The sequence below is a fragment of the Caldimonas sp. KR1-144 genome, assembly GCF_049446155.1.
Taxonomy (GTDB): Bacteria; Pseudomonadota; Gammaproteobacteria; order Burkholderiales; family Burkholderiaceae_C; genus Rivibacter.
In genome coordinates, this window is the sequence record NZ_JBMSEE010000004.1 from 109,046 (window position 1) to 126,376 (window position 17,331).

Genomic DNA, 17,331 nt, shown 5'->3' on the forward strand with positions numbered 1-17,331 from the left:
AATGCTGACTTCGGCCGAGCTGTGGCATGCGGGCGCGCGCGCGCTCGACGCCGGGCTTGCGCCATGGTCGGGTGGGCAAGGCTTGGCCGCGCGGCGGCAGCGGAGGCTGGCGGCGTTGATGCGCGCGGCAGAAGGCAGTGCGCTGTACCGCGAGCGCTTCGAGCGCCACGGCGCGTGCTTCGAGTCGCAGCCGCCGCTGAGCCGGCGCGAGCTGATGGCGCGCTTCGACGACTCGCTGACCGACCGCAGCCTCACGCTGGCCGGCCTGCAGGCCTTCATGCGTGCGCCCGAGCGCATCGGCTTGCCGGTCGACGGCCGCTACACGGTGTGGCAGAGCTCGGGCAGCAGCGGCGAGCCCGGCGTGTTCGTCCAGGACGAGGCGGCGATGGGCGTCTACGAGGCACTGGAAGCGGTGCGGCGCGTGCCGTCGGCGCGGCGCTGGATGGATCCGGCGCTGCTCACGGAGCGCATCGCCTTCGTCGGCGCGACCGGTGGCCACTTCGCGAGCATCGCGGCCGTGCAACGCTTGCGGCATCGGATCCCGGGCATGACGCGGCGCTTGCAGGGCTTCTCGTTCCTGCAGCCGCGGCAGCAGCTGATGGCGGCGCTCAATGCCTGGCGGCCGACCATCGTCGCGACCTATCCGACCGCGGCGCTGATGCTGGCCGAGGCTGCGCAGCGCGGCGAGCTGCGCCTCGAACTCAGCGAGCTGTGGACGGGCGGCGAGGCCCTGACCGAAGGCATGCGCGACGTGATCGTGCGTGCCTTCGGCTGCCCGGTGTGGGCCAGCTACGGCGCGTCGGAGTTCCTCGCGTTGGCCTGCGAGTGCGCGCACCGGCGCCTGCATCTCAACTGCGACTGGGCGATCCTCGAGCAGGTCGATCGGCACGGCCGGCCGGTGCCCGACGGCACGCCTTGCCACACGACCTGGCTCACCAATCTCGCCAACCATGCGCAGCCGCTGATCCGTTACGACCTTGGCGATCGCGTGCGCATCGCCGGCCATGCCTGCGCCTGCGGCAGTCCGCTGCCGGTGATCGAGGTCGAAGGGCGCATCGACGACTCGCTGTGGGTGACCGGCGCGCACGGCCACGCGGTCCGCCTGCCGCCGCTGGCGCTGACCACGGTGATCGAGGACGACGCCGGCTGGTCGGACTTCCAGCTCGTGCAGCACGGCCCGCGCCTGCTCGAGTTGACGCTGGGCGGTGCGGCCGACGCCGCCACGACGCGCCGCTCGCGCCAGGCACTGGCGGCCTACCTGCGCTCGCAAGGCGCGGGCGGCGTGCGCCTCGCGGTGCACTGCGGCGAGCCGAGCATGGTCGGCCACAGTGGCAAGCGACCGCGCGTGGTGGCCAGCGCAACCGGGAACGCCGCTTGCCCGTAAGTTCTTTTGCGCTGGCGGTGCCTGTTTCTTCGACGCCCGGCGCGACGCGCACTAGATTGTTCACTTGCCGCTCGCTCTTCGCAGCGGCCGACCAAGGAGACCAGGATGGCCCGACGCAACCCAACCCTCGACGCCGCCAACTCGCCCGACGACGCCACGCAGGCCCTGATGGACGCCGGCGGCGAGCTGGTGGAAGCCGGGGGTGAACTGTTCGAGCAGTGGCTGCAGGCGCAGCTCGCCCTGGCGTCGTCGTGGTTCGAATGGCAGGCGCAGTGGCTGCAGGCCTATCAGCAGCAAGGCTTCCAGCTGCCGCCGTGGCTGATCTGGCACAACGGCACCGAACAGCTCGCCTGACCGGCGCTGCGGCCGCCGCTCAGCGCGACAGGCGCTACCCCGCGCTCGAAACGGCGTGCGCCTGCTCGTGAGCCGTCTGGCAGGCCGTGCAGCGCTCGGCCGCCGGCTGTACCAGCAAGCGCTGCAGCGGGATCGGCTCGCCGCAGTCGGCGCAGTCGCCGTAGCGGCCGGCGTTCATGCGCTCCAGTGCCGCGCGCACGGCGCCCAGCTCGTCGGCATCGCGCTGTTCCTCGGCCTGGTGCAGCGTCTCGAACTCGCGCTGCGTCGCGGTGTCGGTGAGGTCGCCGACGTCCGTGCTGTCGAGCGGCTGCGGCTCGCGCACTGACAGCTCGGCCTGCAGTTCGCGCAGGCGTTCGAGCAGCGACTGGCGCAGCGCAGGCAGGTGGGTCTGTGTGGCGGGGTCCATCGTCGTCTCCTTGCGCGTGTCGACTCGGCCGTGTCGTCCGAGGGCGTCGTGGTTGGAGGCCGATCAGGCGCCGGACGGTTCCCTGGCGGGACCGCCCGATCGCGTCATGGCCGCCTGGCTCGTGAGTCGATGCTCGTGCATCGGCCGTGAAGGGCCGCAGGGCCTGCCTACAATCGCCGCGGGTGTTGAGCCGTGCGGGTGGAACCCGGCGCGGCGCAGCAGGTTGTGCGCGATGGTCGGGCCGCCACGCGGGATCGATCACGCGCGATGACCACCCCCTCGACGATTCAGCTGCTCGGCGCCGTGCTCTTCGCGGTCGCCCTGGTCCACACCTTCTCCACCAAGTTTTTCGAGCAGCTGGCCCACACGCGGCCGCGACACGCCGGCCTGTGGCACCTGCTCGGCGAGGTCGAGGTCGTGTTCGGCTTCTGGGCGATGGTGCTGATGCTGTTCATGTTCGCGGTGAACGGCAAGGAGCCGGCCACCCAGTATCTGGAGTCGCGCAACTTCACCGAGCCGATGTTCGTGTTCGCGATCATGGTGATCGCCGGCACGCGGCCGATCCTGCAGATGGCCGGCGGCATCGTGCGGCGGGTCGCGGGTTTCATGCCGTTCAACCGCGGCATGTCGATGTACTTCGTCGTGCTCGCCGTCGTGCCTCTGCTGGGCTCCTTCATCACCGAGCCGGCCGCGATGACGCTCGCGGCGCTGATGCTGCGCGACACGCTGTTCGCCAAGCCCGTGTCGACCAGGTTGCGCTACGCGACCGTCGGCGTGCTGTTCGTCAACATCTCCATCGGCGGCACGCTGACGCCCTTTGCCGCGCCGCCGGTGCTGATGGTGGCGGCGACCTGGAACTGGGACATCTGGTTCATGCTGAGCCACTTCGGCTGGAAGGCCGCGCTCGCGGTGATCGTCAATGCCGCCTCGGCGGCGCTGCTGTTTCGCCACCAGCTGGGCCACATGGCCGAGCGCCCGTCCGGCGCAGCGCCGGCGGTACCCGCGGCCGTGGTGGCCGTGCACCTGCTGTTCCTGACGGGCGTCGTCGCCTTCGCCCACCATCCCGCGGTCTTCCTGGGCCTGTTCCTGTTCTTCCTCGGTTTTGCGACCGCCTACCAGCGCTACCAGGAGCCGCTCATCCTGCGCGAGGCGCTGCTGGTGGCGTTCTTCCTTGCCGGCCTGGTGGTGCTGGGCGGGCTGCAGCAATGGTGGCTGCAGCCGGTGCTGCTGGGCATGGACGCCAACGCGGTCTTCTTCGGCGCGGCGGCGTTGACCGCCATCACCGACAACGCGGCGCTGACCTACCTCGGCTCGCTGGTGCAAGGCCTGAGCGACGAGTTCAAGGTGGCGCTCGTGGCCGGCGCCGTCACCGGCGGCGGCCTGACCGTGATCGCCAATGCGCCGAACCCGGCCGGCGTGGCGATCCTGCGCGGCAGCTTCGACGACCAGACGGTGAACCCGCTGGGCCTGCTGGTGGCGGCGCTGCCGCCCACGCTGGTCGCCGTGCTGGCGTTTCGAATGCTGTAGGCAGGCGCGGGCGCGCTTGACGTCGCGCAATCCCGCCGCCGGCGCGGCCGCATAGGCTGCCGGCATCTGTCCTGCCCTGGAGCCGACCGCGATGCCCGACCTTCGCTCCATCCTCGTGCACGTCGATGCCGGTGCGCGCTGCACCTCGCGCCTGACCTTCGCGCGGGCACTCGCCGCGCAGCACGACGCGCAGGTCAGCGCCTTGATGGCGCTCGGGCCCAGGCTCGTCGACCTGCCGTTCGCCCATGCCGCCGGGCATGAAGCCGCGGCGACCATGCAGTCGATCGACGCCGACCGGCACCGTCGCGGCCGCGCGAGCTTCGACACGGCCAACCGGGCGCCTGGTGCGGCGATGCACTGGGACGACGCCGGCGCCGAAGACGGGGTCGGCACCTTCGTCGAGGCCGCGCTGTGCCACGACCTGGTCGTGCTCGGCCAGCACGACCCGGCCGACGCGTCGGGCATCGGCGTGCCGTCCGACTTCGTCGAGACCGTGGTGCTGGGCAGCGGCCGCCCGACGCTGGTGCTGCCGTGCGCGGGCGAGTACGAGCAGGCCGACCGCATCGTGCTCATCGCCTGGAAGCCGGGCCGGGAAGCCGCGCGCGCGGTCGACGGCGCGCTGCCGCTGCTGCGTGCCGCTCGCCAGGTCCACGTGCTGCGCGCGGTCGAGGTCGACGCGTCGCCGGAGCTTTCAGTCGGCGCGCTGGAAGCGCATCTGGAGCGCCACGGCGTCGTCGCGCCGGTGGTCCAGCACGGGCGCAACGGCCCGCTGTCGGGCCAGGCACTGCTCGAGTTGGCGGACGACGTCGGGGCCGATCTGCTGGTGATGGGCTGCTATGGCCGCTCGCGCGCAGCCGAAAGGTTGCTTGGCGGTGTCACGCGCACGGTGCTGCAGTCGATGAGGCTGCCGACGCTGTTCGCGCATTAGGGCGGGCCTGTCAGCGCTTCGAGCGGCGTCGTGCCGGGCGCATCGCCACGTACCGCTTGGCCAGCTCGGTGCAGCCGACATAGGCGAGGATCAGCGCGAGCAGCGCGCCCAGCAGCGACGCGCTCAACGGCGTGAAGCCCATCGGCTGCGCCAGCTGCGGCCACAACGGCAGGCTCAGCGCTGCCAACGCGGTCACCGCGCCCAGGCCGATCAACCACGGCGCGGGCGGGCTGCGCCAGGCGGCGCCGCGGGTTCGCAGCGCCATCAGGATCGCGATCTCGCTGAGCAGCGAGAAGACGAACCAGCCGGTCTGGAACGTCGCCTGCGCGGCGTCGAAGACGCGCAGCAGCAAGGCGAAGGCAAGCAGGTCGAACAGGCTGCTGAGTAGGCCGAACACCACCATGAAGCGGTGCAGTTCCGGGATGTCCCAGCGGCATGGGCTTGCGAGTTCGGCCGCATCGACGCGGTCGCCGCCGATGACGATCGACGGCAAGTCAGACATCAGGTTGTTGAGCAGGATCTGCTTTGCCGCCATCGGAAGAAAGGGCAGCAGCAGCGTGCCTGCGGCCATGCTGATCATGTTGCCGAAGTTCGCGCTGGTGGTGATGCGGATGTACTTCAGCGTGTTGGCGAACGAGCGTCGGCCGTCGGTGACGCCGCGCACGATCGCGCCGAGGTCGGGGCGCAGCAGCACGACGTCGGCCGTCTCGCGCGCCACGTCGACCGCGCCTTCGACCGAGATGCCCACATCCGCCGCGTGCAGTGCCGGCGCGTCGTTGATGCCGTCGCCGAGGTAGCCCACCGCGTGTCCGCCGCGCTGCAGCGCGCGCACGATGCGCTCCTTCTGCTGCGGGTCGATCTCGGCGAACAGCGCGCTGTCGCGCGCCTGCCGCGACAACGCCTCGTCGCTCATGCGCGCCATCGCGTCGCCGGTGACCACGGCCCGCGCGTCCAGGCCGACGGCGCGCGCGAGGTGCTCCGCGACGTGACGGTTGTCGCCGGTGATCAGCTTGACCTGGATGCCCAGGCGCGCGAGCGCTTCGAGGGTCTTGCCGGCGTCGTGGCGCGGCGGGTCGGCGAAGCACACGAGGCCCTCGAAGCGCAGTCCCGTCTCGTCCCCGGCATCGAACGCGGCGCGCGCCTCGACCTCGCGCGAGGCCACGGCCAGCACCCGCAGCCCCGAGGCCGCCGCCGCGCGCATGCGCTCGCCCAGCGCCTCGCGCCGCCGTGCATCGAGCGGCCGATCGTCGGCGTCGCGGTCGCAGATGGACAGGACCTGGTCGAACGCGCCCTTGGTCACCATCAGCGGCCCTTGCGCCGACGCCGCCACGATGGTCAGGCGGCGCCGCTGGAAGTCGTAGGGGATCTCGTCGACCTTGCGCCAGCCCGACAGCGGCAGCTTCTCGGCGCGGCCTGCGGCGACGATGGCCGCGTCGAGCGGGTTGGCGATGCCGGTCTCCAGCGCCGCGTTGAGATAGGCGAGCTCGCGCACGCGCCGGCAATCGCGCCCGTCGCCGTCGACGGCGCTGACCAGCGTCATCTCGCCTTGCGTCAGCGTGCCGGTCTTGTCGGTGCACAGCACGTCCATGCTGCCGAGGTTCTCGATCGCTTCGAGCCGGCGCACCAGCACGCCCTGCGCGGCCATGTCGCGCGCGCCGCGCGCCAGCGTGACCGTCACGATCGCCGGCAGCAGCTCGGGCGACAGACCCACCGCGAGCGCCACGGCGAACAGCAGCGACTCGACCGCAGGTCGGTCGAACCACTGGTTGACGACCAGCACGAACACCACCATCACCAGCATCACGCGCAGCAGCAGCGCGCCGAAATCGCGCACGCCGCGCTCGAATCCGCCGGCATCGCGCGGCGCCCCCAGGCGCGCGGCGATGGTGCTGAGCGCGGTGTCGGCGCCGGTGGCCGTCACCAGCGCCAGCGCGGTGCCGCTGCGAACCGAGGTGCCGAGATGGATGGCGTTGCCCCGCGCGGCCAGTGGCGCGTCGGCGGGGCAGGGGCCGGGGCGCTTCTCGACCGGCAGCGACTCGCCCGTCAGGCTGGCCTGGACGACCAGGAAGTCGCGCGCCTCGATCACCACCGCGTCGGCCGGCACCAGGTTGCCTGCGGACAGCAGCAGCAAGTCGCCCGGCACCAGCTGCGTCGCCGGGACACTCAGCTCGCGCGCGTCGCGGCGCACGCGGGCATGCAAGGCGAGTCGGCGGCGCAGCCGGCCGAGCGCGGTCGAGGCGCGCGCCTCCTGCCAGAAGCCCAGGCCGGCGGTCGAGCCGACGATGACGACGATGATCGCGGCCTCGGCCCACTCGCCGAGCACGGCCGAGATCGCGGCGCCGATCAGCAGGATCAGCACCAGCGGGCTACCGAACTGGCGCGCCAGCAGGCGCCAGCGCGACGGCTCGGCCACGGTGCGCAGTGCGTTCGGTCCGTGCGCGCGCAACCGCCGCCTCGCCTCGGAGCGAGACAAGCCGACCGAGACCGAGCTGCGCAGCGCCTCGGCCAGCGCTTGCGGGGGCAGGCTCCAGGGCTGCGGCCCAACCTCGAGGCGGCCGGTGGCGCTGCCGTGGCCCGCCATCTCGGCCGCGCCGGTCAGGCCAGCGCCGCGACCAGCAGCGCCTGGAGGGTCAGCCGTTCGTGCGCCTGGTTCAGCAGACCCAGCGCGCGCCGCGATTCGGGCTTGTCGTCGCCGGTGCACAGGCGTTCGGCCACGCCGCGGCCCGCGGCGAACCTGAACTCGGGCGCGACGCGTTCATCGGCGGACGGGTCGGCCACGGCGACGGCGCACTGGGGCCGAAGGACATGCAGTCCCGACAGCCGGGCCAGCTCGATCATCGTGCGGCTCTCGGGCGCGGCGAGGTCGGGCAGTTCGAGGCCCAGGTCGGCCAGCGGCCGGCCCGACCAGGCCTGCATGGTCAGCAGGTCGCCGACGAGCCGCAGCGGATGCGCCGGGTCGGCCACGCCGTTGAGCACCGGCACGCCGGCATGGGCTTCGATCTGCTCGATGCGCTCGGCGGGCAGGCCGCGGCAGTCGACGCCCTGGTAGAGGCGCCCGAGCATGCGCGCCAACTCGGGCACGCGCTGCGACGGCGCGTTGCGCAAGGACTCGGCATCGATCTGCGCGACGCGAACGCCGAGCTCGGCCGCCGCTTGCACGAATGCCTGCGTATCGGCCCCGGCGGGTGCGCCGATCAGGGCGATGTGCCGGCCCGCCAGCGCCGCATGCGCGCTGCCGTCGAGCCGCTCGGCGCGCAGTTGCTGGGCGGTCCGAAGCAGGCAGGCGAGATCTCGCGCCGAGAGCCGGTCTGCGGACCAGAGGGATCGATGAGGGACGGTGGACGACATGCTGCTCGCGGCACTCGCGCCGCACGGTGGTCAGCCTACGCAAAGCCGCCCGGTCGGCCTTGACAGCGATCAACCGCGGCGATGGCGCCGCGGGCGATCAGATGGGTTCCTTGACCACGCGAAGTGCGTCCGGGTCGGAGCCGGCCTCGTCGACCACGAAGCCCAGCGACTGCGCCAGCGCCAGCATTGCGCGGTTCTCGCGCAGCACCCAGCCGACCAGGCGGGCGGTGCCGTGCTCGCGGCTGTAGCGCACGAGCTTGTCGAGCAGCAGCCGACCGAGGCCCAGCCCCTGCAGGTCCGAGCGCACGACGATGGCGAACTCGGCTTCCTCGTTGTCCGGATCGGCGACCGCCCGGGCCACGCCGAGCGTCTGCGATTCGTCGGCGTGCACCGCCACGAACGCCATCTCGCGTGCGTAGTCGATCTGCGTCAGCCGCGCGATCTCGCCCTCGCTGAACTGCTGGCGCGCCTGGAAGAAGCGCAGGCGCAGGTCTTCCGGCGTCAGCTGCGCCAGGAAGTCGGCATGGCGGCGCGCATCGTCGGGCCGCACGGGGCGCAGCAGCAGGTCGATGTCGCGCCAGGCGAGGCGTTCCTCGAGCTGGTCGGGGTAGGGCTGGATCGCGAAATGCGCGGCGCCGCCCGGCGCTGCCGCGTCGACGCGCAGCCGCGCGTCGAGCGCAAGCACGCCGGCGTCATCGGCCAGCAGCGGGTTGATGTCGAGTTCGGCCAGTTCCGGCAAATCCGCCATCAGCTGCGAGACCGCGATCAGCACGTCGGCCACGGCTTCCAGGTTCGCCGCCGGGTGGTCGCGATAGCCCGCCAGCCGGCGCGCAATGCGCGTGCGGCCGATGAGATCGCGCGCCAGCGGCGCGTTCAGCGGCGGCAGCGCGATCGCGCGGTCGGCCAGGACTTCCACCGCGGTGCCGCCGGCGCCGAACAGCAGCACGGGGCCGAACGCCGCGTCGATGCTGGCGCCGACGATCAGTTCCTGCGCCTGCGGGCGGCGCGCCATCGACTGCAGGCTGAAGCCGTCGACGCGCGCGTCGGGCCGCGTCGTGCGCACGCGCGCCAGCATTGCCTCGGCCGCCGCGCGCAGCTGCGCGGCGTCGGCGATGTCGAGCGCGACCCCGCCGACGTCGGACTTGTGCGTGATGTCCGGCGAACGGATCTTGAGCGCCACCGGCCATCCCAAGGCCTGCGCTTCGCGCACCAGTGCGTCGAGTTCGGTGCCGACGGCGCGCGTCGCGACGACGGGGATGCCGTAGGCCTGCAGCACGGCCCGCGCAGCGTCGGCGTCGAGCCAGCCGCCGCCGCGCTCGATGGCCTGCGCCACGAGCGCGCGTGCCATCGCGCGGTCGGGCGCGCGTCCGTGCGAGGCCGCGGGCGCTTCGATCAGCAGGCGCTGGTGGTGCCGGTAGGCGAGCAGCATCGCGAAGGCATGCACGGCCTCCTCGGGCGTGGCGTAGTCGGCGATGCCGGCGCGCTCGAAGCGCTCGCGCGCCTGCGCGACCGCCTGGCCGCCGAGCCAGCAGGCCATCACGCGCTCGGCATGGGACGACACCACCGGCAGCAGCGCTTCGGCGATGGCCTGGCTCGGCACGATCGCGGTCGGCGCATGCGCGAACAAGATGGCGCTGCCGGGCGCGTGCGCGAGCAGGGCCTCCAGCGCGGCCACGTAGCGCGGGCAGGGCGCGTCGCCGATGATGTCCACCGGATTGCCGTGCGACCAGTTCGCCGGCAGCACGCGATCGAGCTCGGCCGCCAGCGCCGGCGGCAGCGGCGCCAGTGGCACCTCCTCGCGCGCGGCGGCGTCGGCCGCCAGCACGCCCGCGCCGCCGCCGTTGGTGACGACCACCAGCGACTCGCTGCGGTTGGCGCGAAAGCGCGCCAGCGTCTCGGCGGCGGTGAACAGCTCGCCCAGGGTGTCGACGCGCAGCATGCCCGCGCGGCGGATCGCGGCATCGAACACGATGTCGGAGCCGGCCATCGCGCCGGTGTGCGAGGCGGCCGCCTGCACGCCGTTGCCGGCGCGCCCGGCCTTGACGACGATCACCGGCTTGTGGCGCGCGGCGGCGCGCGCGGCCGACATGAACTTGCGCGCCTGGTCGATCGATTCGATGTACAGCAAGATGGCGCGCGTGTACGGGTCGCTGCCGAGCCAGTCGAGCAGGTCGCCGAAGTCCACGTCGGCATGCTCGCCCAGCGACACCAGCCGCGAAAAGCCGATGCCGCGCGCATTGGCCCAGTCCAGCATCGCGGTCACGAGGGCGCCCGACTGCGACACGAAGGCCAGGTCGCCCGGCAGCGCGTCGGCGTGCGCGAAGCTCGCGTTGAGGCCCAGGTGAGGCGTGATCAGCCCGAGGCAGTTGGGGCCGAGCACGCGCAGCAGCGAGGGCCGTGCGGCATCGAGCATGGCCTGCTTGTCGTGGGCGTCGAGCCCGGCCGTCATGACCACCGCGGCACGGGTGCCGCGCGCGGCCAGCTCGGCCACCAGCCCGGCGACGCCCGGCGCCGGCGTGCAGATCACGGCCAGGTCCGGGGCCTGCGGCAGTTCGGCCACGCTGGCGTACACGGGCCCCCCGTCGAGCATGCCTGCGCGGCGATTGACGGGCCACACCGGGCCCTTGAAGCGCCCGCCGTGGAGGTGGCGCCAGACCGTTGCGCCGACGCTGGCTTCGCGGTCGCTGGCGCCGATCACCGCGACCGAGTGCGGATCGAGCAGGCGGTCAAGATGGCGGATGCTCATGGCCGGCGCAGTCTAGGCAGCGCGGCGGCGCGCTTGCTTGAGCCCCGTCAAGCGGCCGGCGCCGCGGGCAACGATGATGACCCATGCTCACGTGGCCGCAGCTCTGGCAGTCCGGCATGCTCTCGCTCGACATCGCGCTTGCGGCGCACGCGCCGCACGGCGCGCTGGCCGCGCGGCGTGCGCGGCGGCTGGCGGCCCTGATGGCCGCCGCCCGCGGCAGCGCGTTCTGGCGCGAACGCTTCGCGCGCTACGGTCCGGCGTTCGAGGCGCAGCCGCCGCTCGGCAAGGCCGAGCTGATGGCGCGCTTCGACGACTCGGTCTGCGACCGGCGCGTCACGCGCTCGGCGGTCGAGGACTTCATGCGCGAGCCGGCCAACATCGGCGCTGCGTTCGCCGGCCGCTACACCGTCTGGCAAAGCTCGGGCAGCAGCGGCGTCGCCGGGCTGTTCGTGCAGGACGAAGCCGCGATGGGCGTCTACGACGCGCTCGAGTCCGTGCGCCGCCTGCCGTCGCCGCGGCGCTGGCTCGACCCGGCGCTGGCCACCGAGCGCATCGCCTTCGTGGGCGCGACGGGCGGCCACTTCGCGAGCATCGTGTCGGTCGAGCGGCTGCGCCGTCTGCTGCCGGGCATGGTCGCCGGGCTGCGCGCCTTCTCTTTCCTCGAGCCCCTGCCGCGGTTGCGCGCCGCGCTGCAGGCCTGGCAGCCGACCATCGTCGCGACCTATCCCAGCGCGGCCGTGATGCTGGCCGAGGAAGCGGCGGCCGGGCGGCTCGCGCTGTCGCTGCGCGAAGTCTGGACCGGCGGCGAAGCGCTGGGGGAGGGCATGCGCGCCTTCGTGGCCGGCCAGTTCGGCTGCGCGGTGCTGGCCAGCTACGGCGCCTCGGAGTTCATGGCGCTGGCCAGCGAGTGCGGCCATCGGCGTTTGCATCTCAACAGCGACTGGGTCGTCCTGGAGCCGGTCGACGAGCGCGGGCTTGCGGTGCCGCCCGGCAGCGCGGGCCACACCACGCTGCTCACCAACCTGGCCAACCACGTGCAGCCTTTGATCCGCTACGACCTCGGCGACCGCGTGTGCCTGCACGACGAGCCCTGTGACTGCGGCAGCGCGCTGCCGGTCATCGAGGTCGAAGGCCGCGTCGACGATGCACTGCAGGTTCGCGGTGACGGCGGGCGCGGCGTGTGCCTGCCCCCGTTGGCCCTGACCACGGTGATCGAGGACGAGGGCGGCTGGTTCGACTTCCAGCTCGTGCAGCGCGGACCGCGCTCGCTGCGGCTCACGCTGGCCGGCGCCGCCGACGACGCGGCGGCGCGCCGGGCGGGCGACGCGCTGCGGGCCTACCTGGGCGCCCAGGGCGCCGGCTCGGTGCGGCTGGAGGTGCGGTGCGGCGCGGCGACGGTGCGCGGGCGCAGCGGCAAGCTGCCGCGCGTCGTCGCGCATGCGTAGAGCGCCGTGGCTTCCGCAAGCGAAAGAGGCATTTGCTCCCTCTCCCGCGTGCGGGAGAGGGTGGGGGGGTGAGGGCCGAAGCGCTGCGCTCGCACGAGCCCCTCACCCCAACCCTCTCCCCGAGGGAGAGGGAGAAATACAGCAGGAAGAGTCAGACCCGAAGCACCGCCGCGCCCGTCACGGCACCACCGCGCAGATCGTCCAGCGCGCGGTTGGCCTCGGCCAGCGGGTAGCTCGTGGTCGCCAGCGTGAGCTTGTGGCGCGCCGCCAGCGCAAGAAAGTCGATCGCGTCCTGGCGCGTCAGGTTGGCCACCGATCTGATGCTGCGTTCCTGCCAGAGCGTGCGGTAGGCGAAGCCGGGGATGTCGCTCATGTGGATGCCGGCGCAGACCACACCGCCGGCCGGCGCCAGCTGGCCGAGTGCCTGCGGGACCAGGCGGCCGTCGGGCGCGAACAGGATCGCGCCGTCCAGCGCGCTCGGCGCGGCCTGCGTGCTGTCGCCCGCCCAGTGCGCGCCGAGGCGCCGCGCCAGTGCCTGCGCGGCCGCGTCGCCGGGGCGCGTGAAGGCGAACACGCGCCGGCCCTCGGCCAGCGCGACCTGGGCGATCAGGTGCGCGGCCGCGCCGAAGCCGTACAGGCCGACTGCCTTCGCATGCGGCGGCAGCATGCGCCACGCGCGATAGCCGATCAGCCCGGCGCACAGCAGCGGCGCCGCCTCCTCGTCGCCGTAGCCCGGCGGCAGCTCGAAGCAGAAGTCCTCGTGCGCGACGGCGTACTCGGCATAGCCGCCGTCGACCGACCAGCCGGTGAAGCTCGCGTTCTCGCACAGGTTCTCGCGCGCGCCGCGGCACTGCAGGCAATGGCCGCAGGTGCCGCCCAGCCACGGCACGCCCACGCGCGTGCCGAGCGCGTGGCGCTGCGCGCCGGGCGCGCGCTCGACGACGCGGCCGACGATCTCGTGGCCCGGCACGCGCGGCAGGCCGCGCGGCGGCAGGTCGCCGTCGAGCAGGTGCAAGTCGGTGCGGCACACGCCGCAGGCCAGCACCTTCAGACGAAGCTGCCCTTCGGCCAGCGGCGCCATCGGCAGGCGCAGCGGCGCGAGCCGAGTGCTGCCTTCGACGCGGGCCCAGGCCGCGTAGTCCGGCGGCATCACTTCTCCAGCACGTAGCGGCCCGGCGCCGCGCCGAGAGAAGGCAGCATCGGCACCGGCTTGCGTCGCGGCGAGGAGTGCGCGGCGAGCCAGTCGAACCAGGGTGTCCACCAGGAGCCGTCGCGCAGCTCGGTGGTGGCCAGCCACTCGTCGGGCGCGATGTCGAGCCCGTCGCGCGCGCGGGTGCGCATGCGGTAGCTGCTGCGAGCCTGGCCGGGCGGGTTCACGATGCCGACGTTGTGGCCGCCCGAGGTCAGCACGAAGGTCTGCTCGGTGTCGGTGAGCTGGTGCAGCCGGTACACCGAGCGCCAGGGCGCCACGTGGTCCTGCACGGTGCCCACGCTGAACAGCGGCATGCGCAGCGCGCGCAGGTCGACGCGCGCGCCGTCGAGCCGCCATTCGCCGCGTGCCAGCGCGTTGTCGAGGTACATCGCGCGCAGGTACTCGGCGTGCATGCGTTCGGGCAGGCGCGTGCCGTCGGCGTTCCAGGCCATCAGCGCGCTCACCGGCGCGCGCTCGCCGAGCAGGTAGGTCGCCAGGCGATACGACCACACCAGGTCGCGCGAGCGGATCATCTGGAACGTGGCCTTGAGCTGGCGCTTGTCGAGGAAGCCGCGGCGCGCCATCTGGCTCTCGAGCCAGGCGACCTGGCTCTCGTCGGTGAACAGCGAGAGCTCGCCGGGATCGCTGAAATCGGTCTGCGCGGCCAGCAGGGTCAGCGTGGCGAGCGCGTCGGGGCGCTGTCGTGCCAGCACCGCGGTGCCGGCGGCCGCGAGCGTGCCGCCGAGGCAGTAGCCCACGACGTGCGCGCCGCGCCCCGGCGCGGCGCGGTCGATCGCCTCGAGCGCCGCCCGCAGGCCCAGCCGGTGATAGTCGTCCAGGCCGAGGTCGCGGTCCTCGGCCTGCGGGTTCTTCCAGGAGATCATGAACACCGTGAAGCCCTGGGCCACCAGCCGGCGCACGAGCGAATCGTCGGGCTCCAGGTCGAGCACGTAGTACTTCATGATCCACGCCGGCACGATGAGCACCGGCTCGGGATGCGCCGTGGGCGTGGACGGCGCGTACTGGATCAGCTCCATCAGCCGGTTGCGCAGCACCACGCGACCCGGCGTGGCCGCCACCTCGACGCCGACGCGATACCGCTCGGCGCCGGCCGGCGGGAGATCCTGCGCTTCGCGCCATACGTCGTCGATCGCATGCATGGTCCCGCGCACCAGGTTGGCACCGCCTTCGGCCAGCGTGCGCTTGATCGCCACGGGATTGGTCGGCAGCCAGTTCGACGGCGAGACCATGTCCAGCCATTGCCGGGCGGCGAATCCGACCATCTCTTCGTGGTGCCGTTCGACCCCTGGCACCGCGCTGGTGGCGCATTGCCACCAGGCCTGGCGCATCAGCAGGCCCTGTGCCCACCACGCGAAGGGCACCTGGCGCCACGCCGGATCGTCAAAGCGCTTGTCCTGCGGCAAGGGCTCGACGCACCAGGGCTGCTGCGACTCGCATGCGAGCTGCAGCCACCAGCGCCAGCCGAGCCGGGCCGCGAGTTCGATCAGCTCGGCCCGCTTGGCCGGCGACATGGCCAGATGCAGCGCCCAATCGGCGAAGGCGCCGAAGGCCGTGGCCGGCGCGATCGCCACCGAGGGCGCAGGCCACCAGGCCTGGGCGGCGCGTTCCAGCGACAGCCAGGCCTCGAACGAGGGCGTCGGTGCCACCCGGCGACCAAGCCAGGGGCTGTCCTCCCGCTCGCGCGTGCCGGCGCCCGCCTGCCGCATCACGCGAGTCCCTGCGCCCTGCCAACAGGCCTCACTCAGCCCACCGTCAGATCGTTGACCACCGCCCGCACGCCCGGGGCCGCGAACGCCGCGCCGACGACCGCCTTGCGCTCGGCCAGCGAGTGCACCGTGCCGCGCAGCGTCACGGTGCCTTCGGCGATGTCGACCTCGACGCGCGCCGCTTCGCGCGCGGCCTGGCGCGCCAGCGCGTCCTTGATGCGCGCGGCGACGTCGGAGCGGGTCTTGCCGGAGCGGATCAGGATGTCGTTGCGCACCGCGGTCACGCCGATCAGGTGGCGAACCGCCTTGAACGCGGCCTGGCGCTGGTAGTCCCAGTCGACCTCGCCGCCGAGGGTGATCGCGCCGCGCTCGACCGTCACGCGCACGCGTTCGGCGGGCACCATGCTGTTCCAGCGCAACGCCTGCTCGGCCGCGGCGGCGATCTCGGTGTCGCTGCGCCGGTGCTCGGGCGAAAGCCTCACGTCCAGCTCGAGCGCGATGGCCTTCACGCCCGCGACGCGATGCAGCGCGCGCTCGATCGCGTACTTGTCGGCCAGCGTGTCCAGGTGCCCGGCGAGCGTGACGACGCCCTCCTTGACCGCCACGCCGATCGCCGTCGCGTTGACGGCAGGATCCCAGGAAAGTTCTTCAACGACATCGCGCTTGAGGTCGGCATCGGTCTTCATGGTCACGCTCCTTCGGCAGCACCTTGGTCTGTCGCGAATCTAGGCCGATCGGCCCCGGCACCCTTGCGCTGGATCAGAAGCGGTCGCCGAAGCGTGCGCCGCGGCGCGGTCGTGGCGCCGTTGACGGCCGTCAAGCGGGTCGCGCCGCGAATCCCGGACCATGTGCACGTGAGACACGCGTTCGACGAGCACCCCGATCGGCCGGTACCCCCCGGCGGGCGGCCGGCGCGACGGCGCACGCCGCGACTGGGCGCCGGCCTGGCGGTCTGGCTGGTGGCGGGTGGCTGCTCGTCGCTGCTGCCGCGCGGCAGCAATGTCGACGTGTCGCGGTTCGCCAGCTTCGAGGAGGCTCGCACCGCCTTCGAACAGGTGACCCCGTACCGCTCGACACTCGACGACCTGCGGCGCCTCGGCTTTGATCCGCAGTCCAGCGCGAACGTGGAGCAGGTGCCGTATCCGCAATGGGTTGCGATGCTGGTGCACCCGAGTGCCTCGCCGGACCAGTCGGACACGGGCATCCGCGACTGCTTTGCGGCCGAGCGGGCCTGCCAGGCCTACGTCTTTCGGTTCTCGCGCAGCGACCGCGCCCGCAGCGGCGGCTTCCTGGCCGACTTCTTCAACTTTCGCCGCGTCACGCACACGCAGGGCTGGCGCTTCGAGGGCGTGGCGCTGGTGCGCGACGGCCTGGTCCTGTTTCGCAACGTCGGCGGACAGCCGCGTCTGCAATCCGTCGAGGACCGCAGGAATCCGCTCGGACCTCTGCAGTCGATCGGCGAGACGGCGCCACGCGAGCTCCGGCCCTGAGCCGCGGGCGCACGGCGGCGACGATGCGCCTAGCGGATCAGCAGCATCGGCGTGTCGCAAAGCGACATCACCTTCGTGGCGACCGATCCCAGGACCAGTCCGGCGACGGCGCCGTGCCCGTGCGTGCCCATGACGAGGAGATCGAAGCCTTGCTGCGAGGCGAACGCCGCGATGGTCGGCCCAGGCGGGCCGACGCGATGGACGAAGGTGGCCGCCACGCCGTGCCGGTGGAAGAAGGCCCGGATCGGCTCGAACACGGTTTCGGCATCGTCCGCATAGAACTCCTCGGCTTGCCGAGCGTCGACGAAGGCCGCCGCGCGATGCGGAATTGCCGCCACGCAGTGCAGCACCGTCAGGCTGTGCCCAGGCTCCAGCCAACCGCCATGAGCGGCGATGAAGTCCAGCATGCGCTGGGTGCAGGCGCTGCCGTCCACGGCGATCAGGATCTTCACGTCGCTGCCTCCTGGCTGCTGTCGAAGTGCCGGATGGCCTCGTCGGGGCGCGGCACCGGTGCGACGCCGGCATTCTCGTCAACCGCGAACCCGGCCCGCTTGACAGGCGTCAACGGCGACAGCGGCGCCGCGGCATCCCACGCGATGCGCCGAGGCCGCGACGCAGGGCCGGCGCGCACGGCCCTGCGGCTTGACGGCAGTCAAGCGCGGCGCTGCGCCCCGTCACCAGAATCCACTGCGATCACCCTGCGCGGGCCGACCCAGCCCGCATCAACAGCGAGGCCTGCCCGATGCCGATGCGTTTTGCCCCAAGCTCGAAGGCCGAGACCGCC

14 protein-coding genes are annotated in these 17,331 nt (G+C 72.7%); 6 read left to right on the plus strand and 8 right to left on the minus strand.

From position 1 onward, the window contains the following. Window position 1: 1 nt before the first annotated feature. Both ACO2TI_RS10935 and ACO2TI_RS10940 read left to right on the plus strand, forming a co-directional pair. Window positions 2-1,384, plus strand: a complete 1,383-nt coding sequence (locus ACO2TI_RS10935) for a phenylacetate--CoA ligase family protein (RefSeq protein WP_423284250.1) — start codon at window positions 2-4, stop codon at window positions 1,382-1,384. Between the two features lie 105 nt (window positions 1,385-1,489). Further along, window positions 1,490-1,738: a hypothetical protein gene (locus ACO2TI_RS10940; protein WP_423284252.1), complete on the plus strand. Its 249-nt coding sequence runs from the start codon at window positions 1,490-1,492 to the stop codon at window positions 1,736-1,738. Window positions 1,739-1,772: 34 nt separating this feature from the next. Here ACO2TI_RS10940 and ACO2TI_RS10945 read toward each other — a convergent pair whose 3' ends face one another. Next, window positions 1,773-2,144: a TraR/DksA family transcriptional regulator gene (locus tag ACO2TI_RS10945; protein ID WP_423284254.1), complete on the minus strand. Its 372-nt coding sequence runs from the start codon at window positions 2,142-2,144 to the stop codon at window positions 1,773-1,775. 267 nt (window positions 2,145-2,411) lie between these two features. On the opposite strand from ACO2TI_RS10945, the gene ACO2TI_RS10950 reads away from it, so the two are divergent. Together ACO2TI_RS10950 and ACO2TI_RS10955 are read left to right on the plus strand one after the other, a co-directional pair. Next, complete coding sequence (locus tag ACO2TI_RS10950; RefSeq protein ID WP_423284255.1) at window positions 2,412-3,671, plus strand: putative Na+/H+ antiporter; 1,260 nt, start codon at window positions 2,412-2,414, stop codon at window positions 3,669-3,671. 91 nt (window positions 3,672-3,762) lie between these two features. Beyond that, window positions 3,763-4,599: a universal stress protein gene (locus ACO2TI_RS10955; RefSeq protein WP_423284257.1), complete on the plus strand. Its 837-nt coding sequence runs from the start codon at window positions 3,763-3,765 to the stop codon at window positions 4,597-4,599. Between the two features lie 10 nt (window positions 4,600-4,609). Here the strand turns inward: ACO2TI_RS10955 and mgtA are convergent, their stop codons facing one another. The 3 genes from mgtA to ACO2TI_RS10970 form a co-directional block, all read right to left on the minus strand. Beyond that, window positions 4,610-7,180 carry a magnesium-translocating P-type ATPase gene (gene mgtA / locus ACO2TI_RS10960; protein ID WP_423284258.1) on the minus strand — a complete coding sequence of 857 codons (2,571 nt, stop codon included), beginning with the start codon at window positions 7,178-7,180 and terminating at the stop codon, window positions 4,610-4,612. Window positions 7,181-7,194: 14 nt separating this feature from the next. Continuing rightward, on the minus strand, window positions 7,195-7,947 hold the full coding sequence (locus ACO2TI_RS10965; protein ID WP_423284259.1) for a hypothetical protein: 753 nt from the start codon (window positions 7,945-7,947) through the stop codon (window positions 7,195-7,197). 97 nt (window positions 7,948-8,044) lie between these two features. Next, window positions 8,045-10,693 (minus strand): GNAT family N-acetyltransferase, encoded by a 2,649-nt coding sequence (locus ACO2TI_RS10970; protein ID WP_423284261.1) that lies wholly within the window; start codon window positions 10,691-10,693, stop codon window positions 8,045-8,047. Window positions 10,694-10,776: 83 nt separating this feature from the next. Here ACO2TI_RS10970 and ACO2TI_RS10975 point away from each other — a divergent pair, with 83 nt between their 5' ends. Further along, a complete protein-coding gene (locus ACO2TI_RS10975; RefSeq protein ID WP_423284263.1) occupies window positions 10,777-12,138 on the plus strand; it encodes an AMP-binding protein in 1,362 nt (453 codons plus the stop codon). A gap of 151 nt (window positions 12,139-12,289) precedes the next feature. Here the strand turns inward: ACO2TI_RS10975 and ACO2TI_RS10980 are convergent, their stop codons facing one another. The 3 genes from ACO2TI_RS10980 to ACO2TI_RS10990 are packed head-to-tail and all read right to left on the minus strand — an operon-like array spanning window position 12,290 to window position 15,743. Further along, window positions 12,290-13,288: a zinc-dependent alcohol dehydrogenase family protein gene (locus ACO2TI_RS10980; RefSeq protein WP_423284264.1), complete on the minus strand. Its 999-nt coding sequence runs from the start codon at window positions 13,286-13,288 to the stop codon at window positions 12,290-12,292. Next, window positions 13,288-15,057 (minus strand): PHA/PHB synthase family protein, encoded by a 1,770-nt coding sequence (locus ACO2TI_RS10985; protein WP_423284265.1) that lies wholly within the window; start codon window positions 15,055-15,057, stop codon window positions 13,288-13,290. Before ACO2TI_RS10985 ends, ACO2TI_RS10980 begins: the two co-directional genes overlap by 1 nt. 35 nt (window positions 15,058-15,092) lie before the next feature. Continuing rightward, complete coding sequence (locus ACO2TI_RS10990; protein WP_423284266.1) at window positions 15,093-15,743, minus strand: BON domain-containing protein; 651 nt, start codon at window positions 15,741-15,743, stop codon at window positions 15,093-15,095. A gap of 168 nt (window positions 15,744-15,911) precedes the next feature. On the opposite strand from ACO2TI_RS10990, the gene ACO2TI_RS10995 reads away from it, so the two are divergent. After that, the gene (locus tag ACO2TI_RS10995; protein WP_423284267.1) at window positions 15,912-16,547 is read left to right on the plus strand and encodes a hypothetical protein; all 636 of its coding nucleotides are present in this window, start codon (window positions 15,912-15,914) and stop codon (window positions 16,545-16,547) included. Window positions 16,548-16,576: 29 nt separating this feature from the next. Here ACO2TI_RS10995 and ACO2TI_RS11000 read toward each other — a convergent pair whose 3' ends face one another. Continuing rightward, window positions 16,577-16,999, minus strand: a complete 423-nt coding sequence (locus tag ACO2TI_RS11000) for a universal stress protein (RefSeq protein ID WP_423284269.1) — start codon at window positions 16,997-16,999, stop codon at window positions 16,577-16,579. Window positions 17,000-17,331 lie beyond the last annotated feature (332 nt).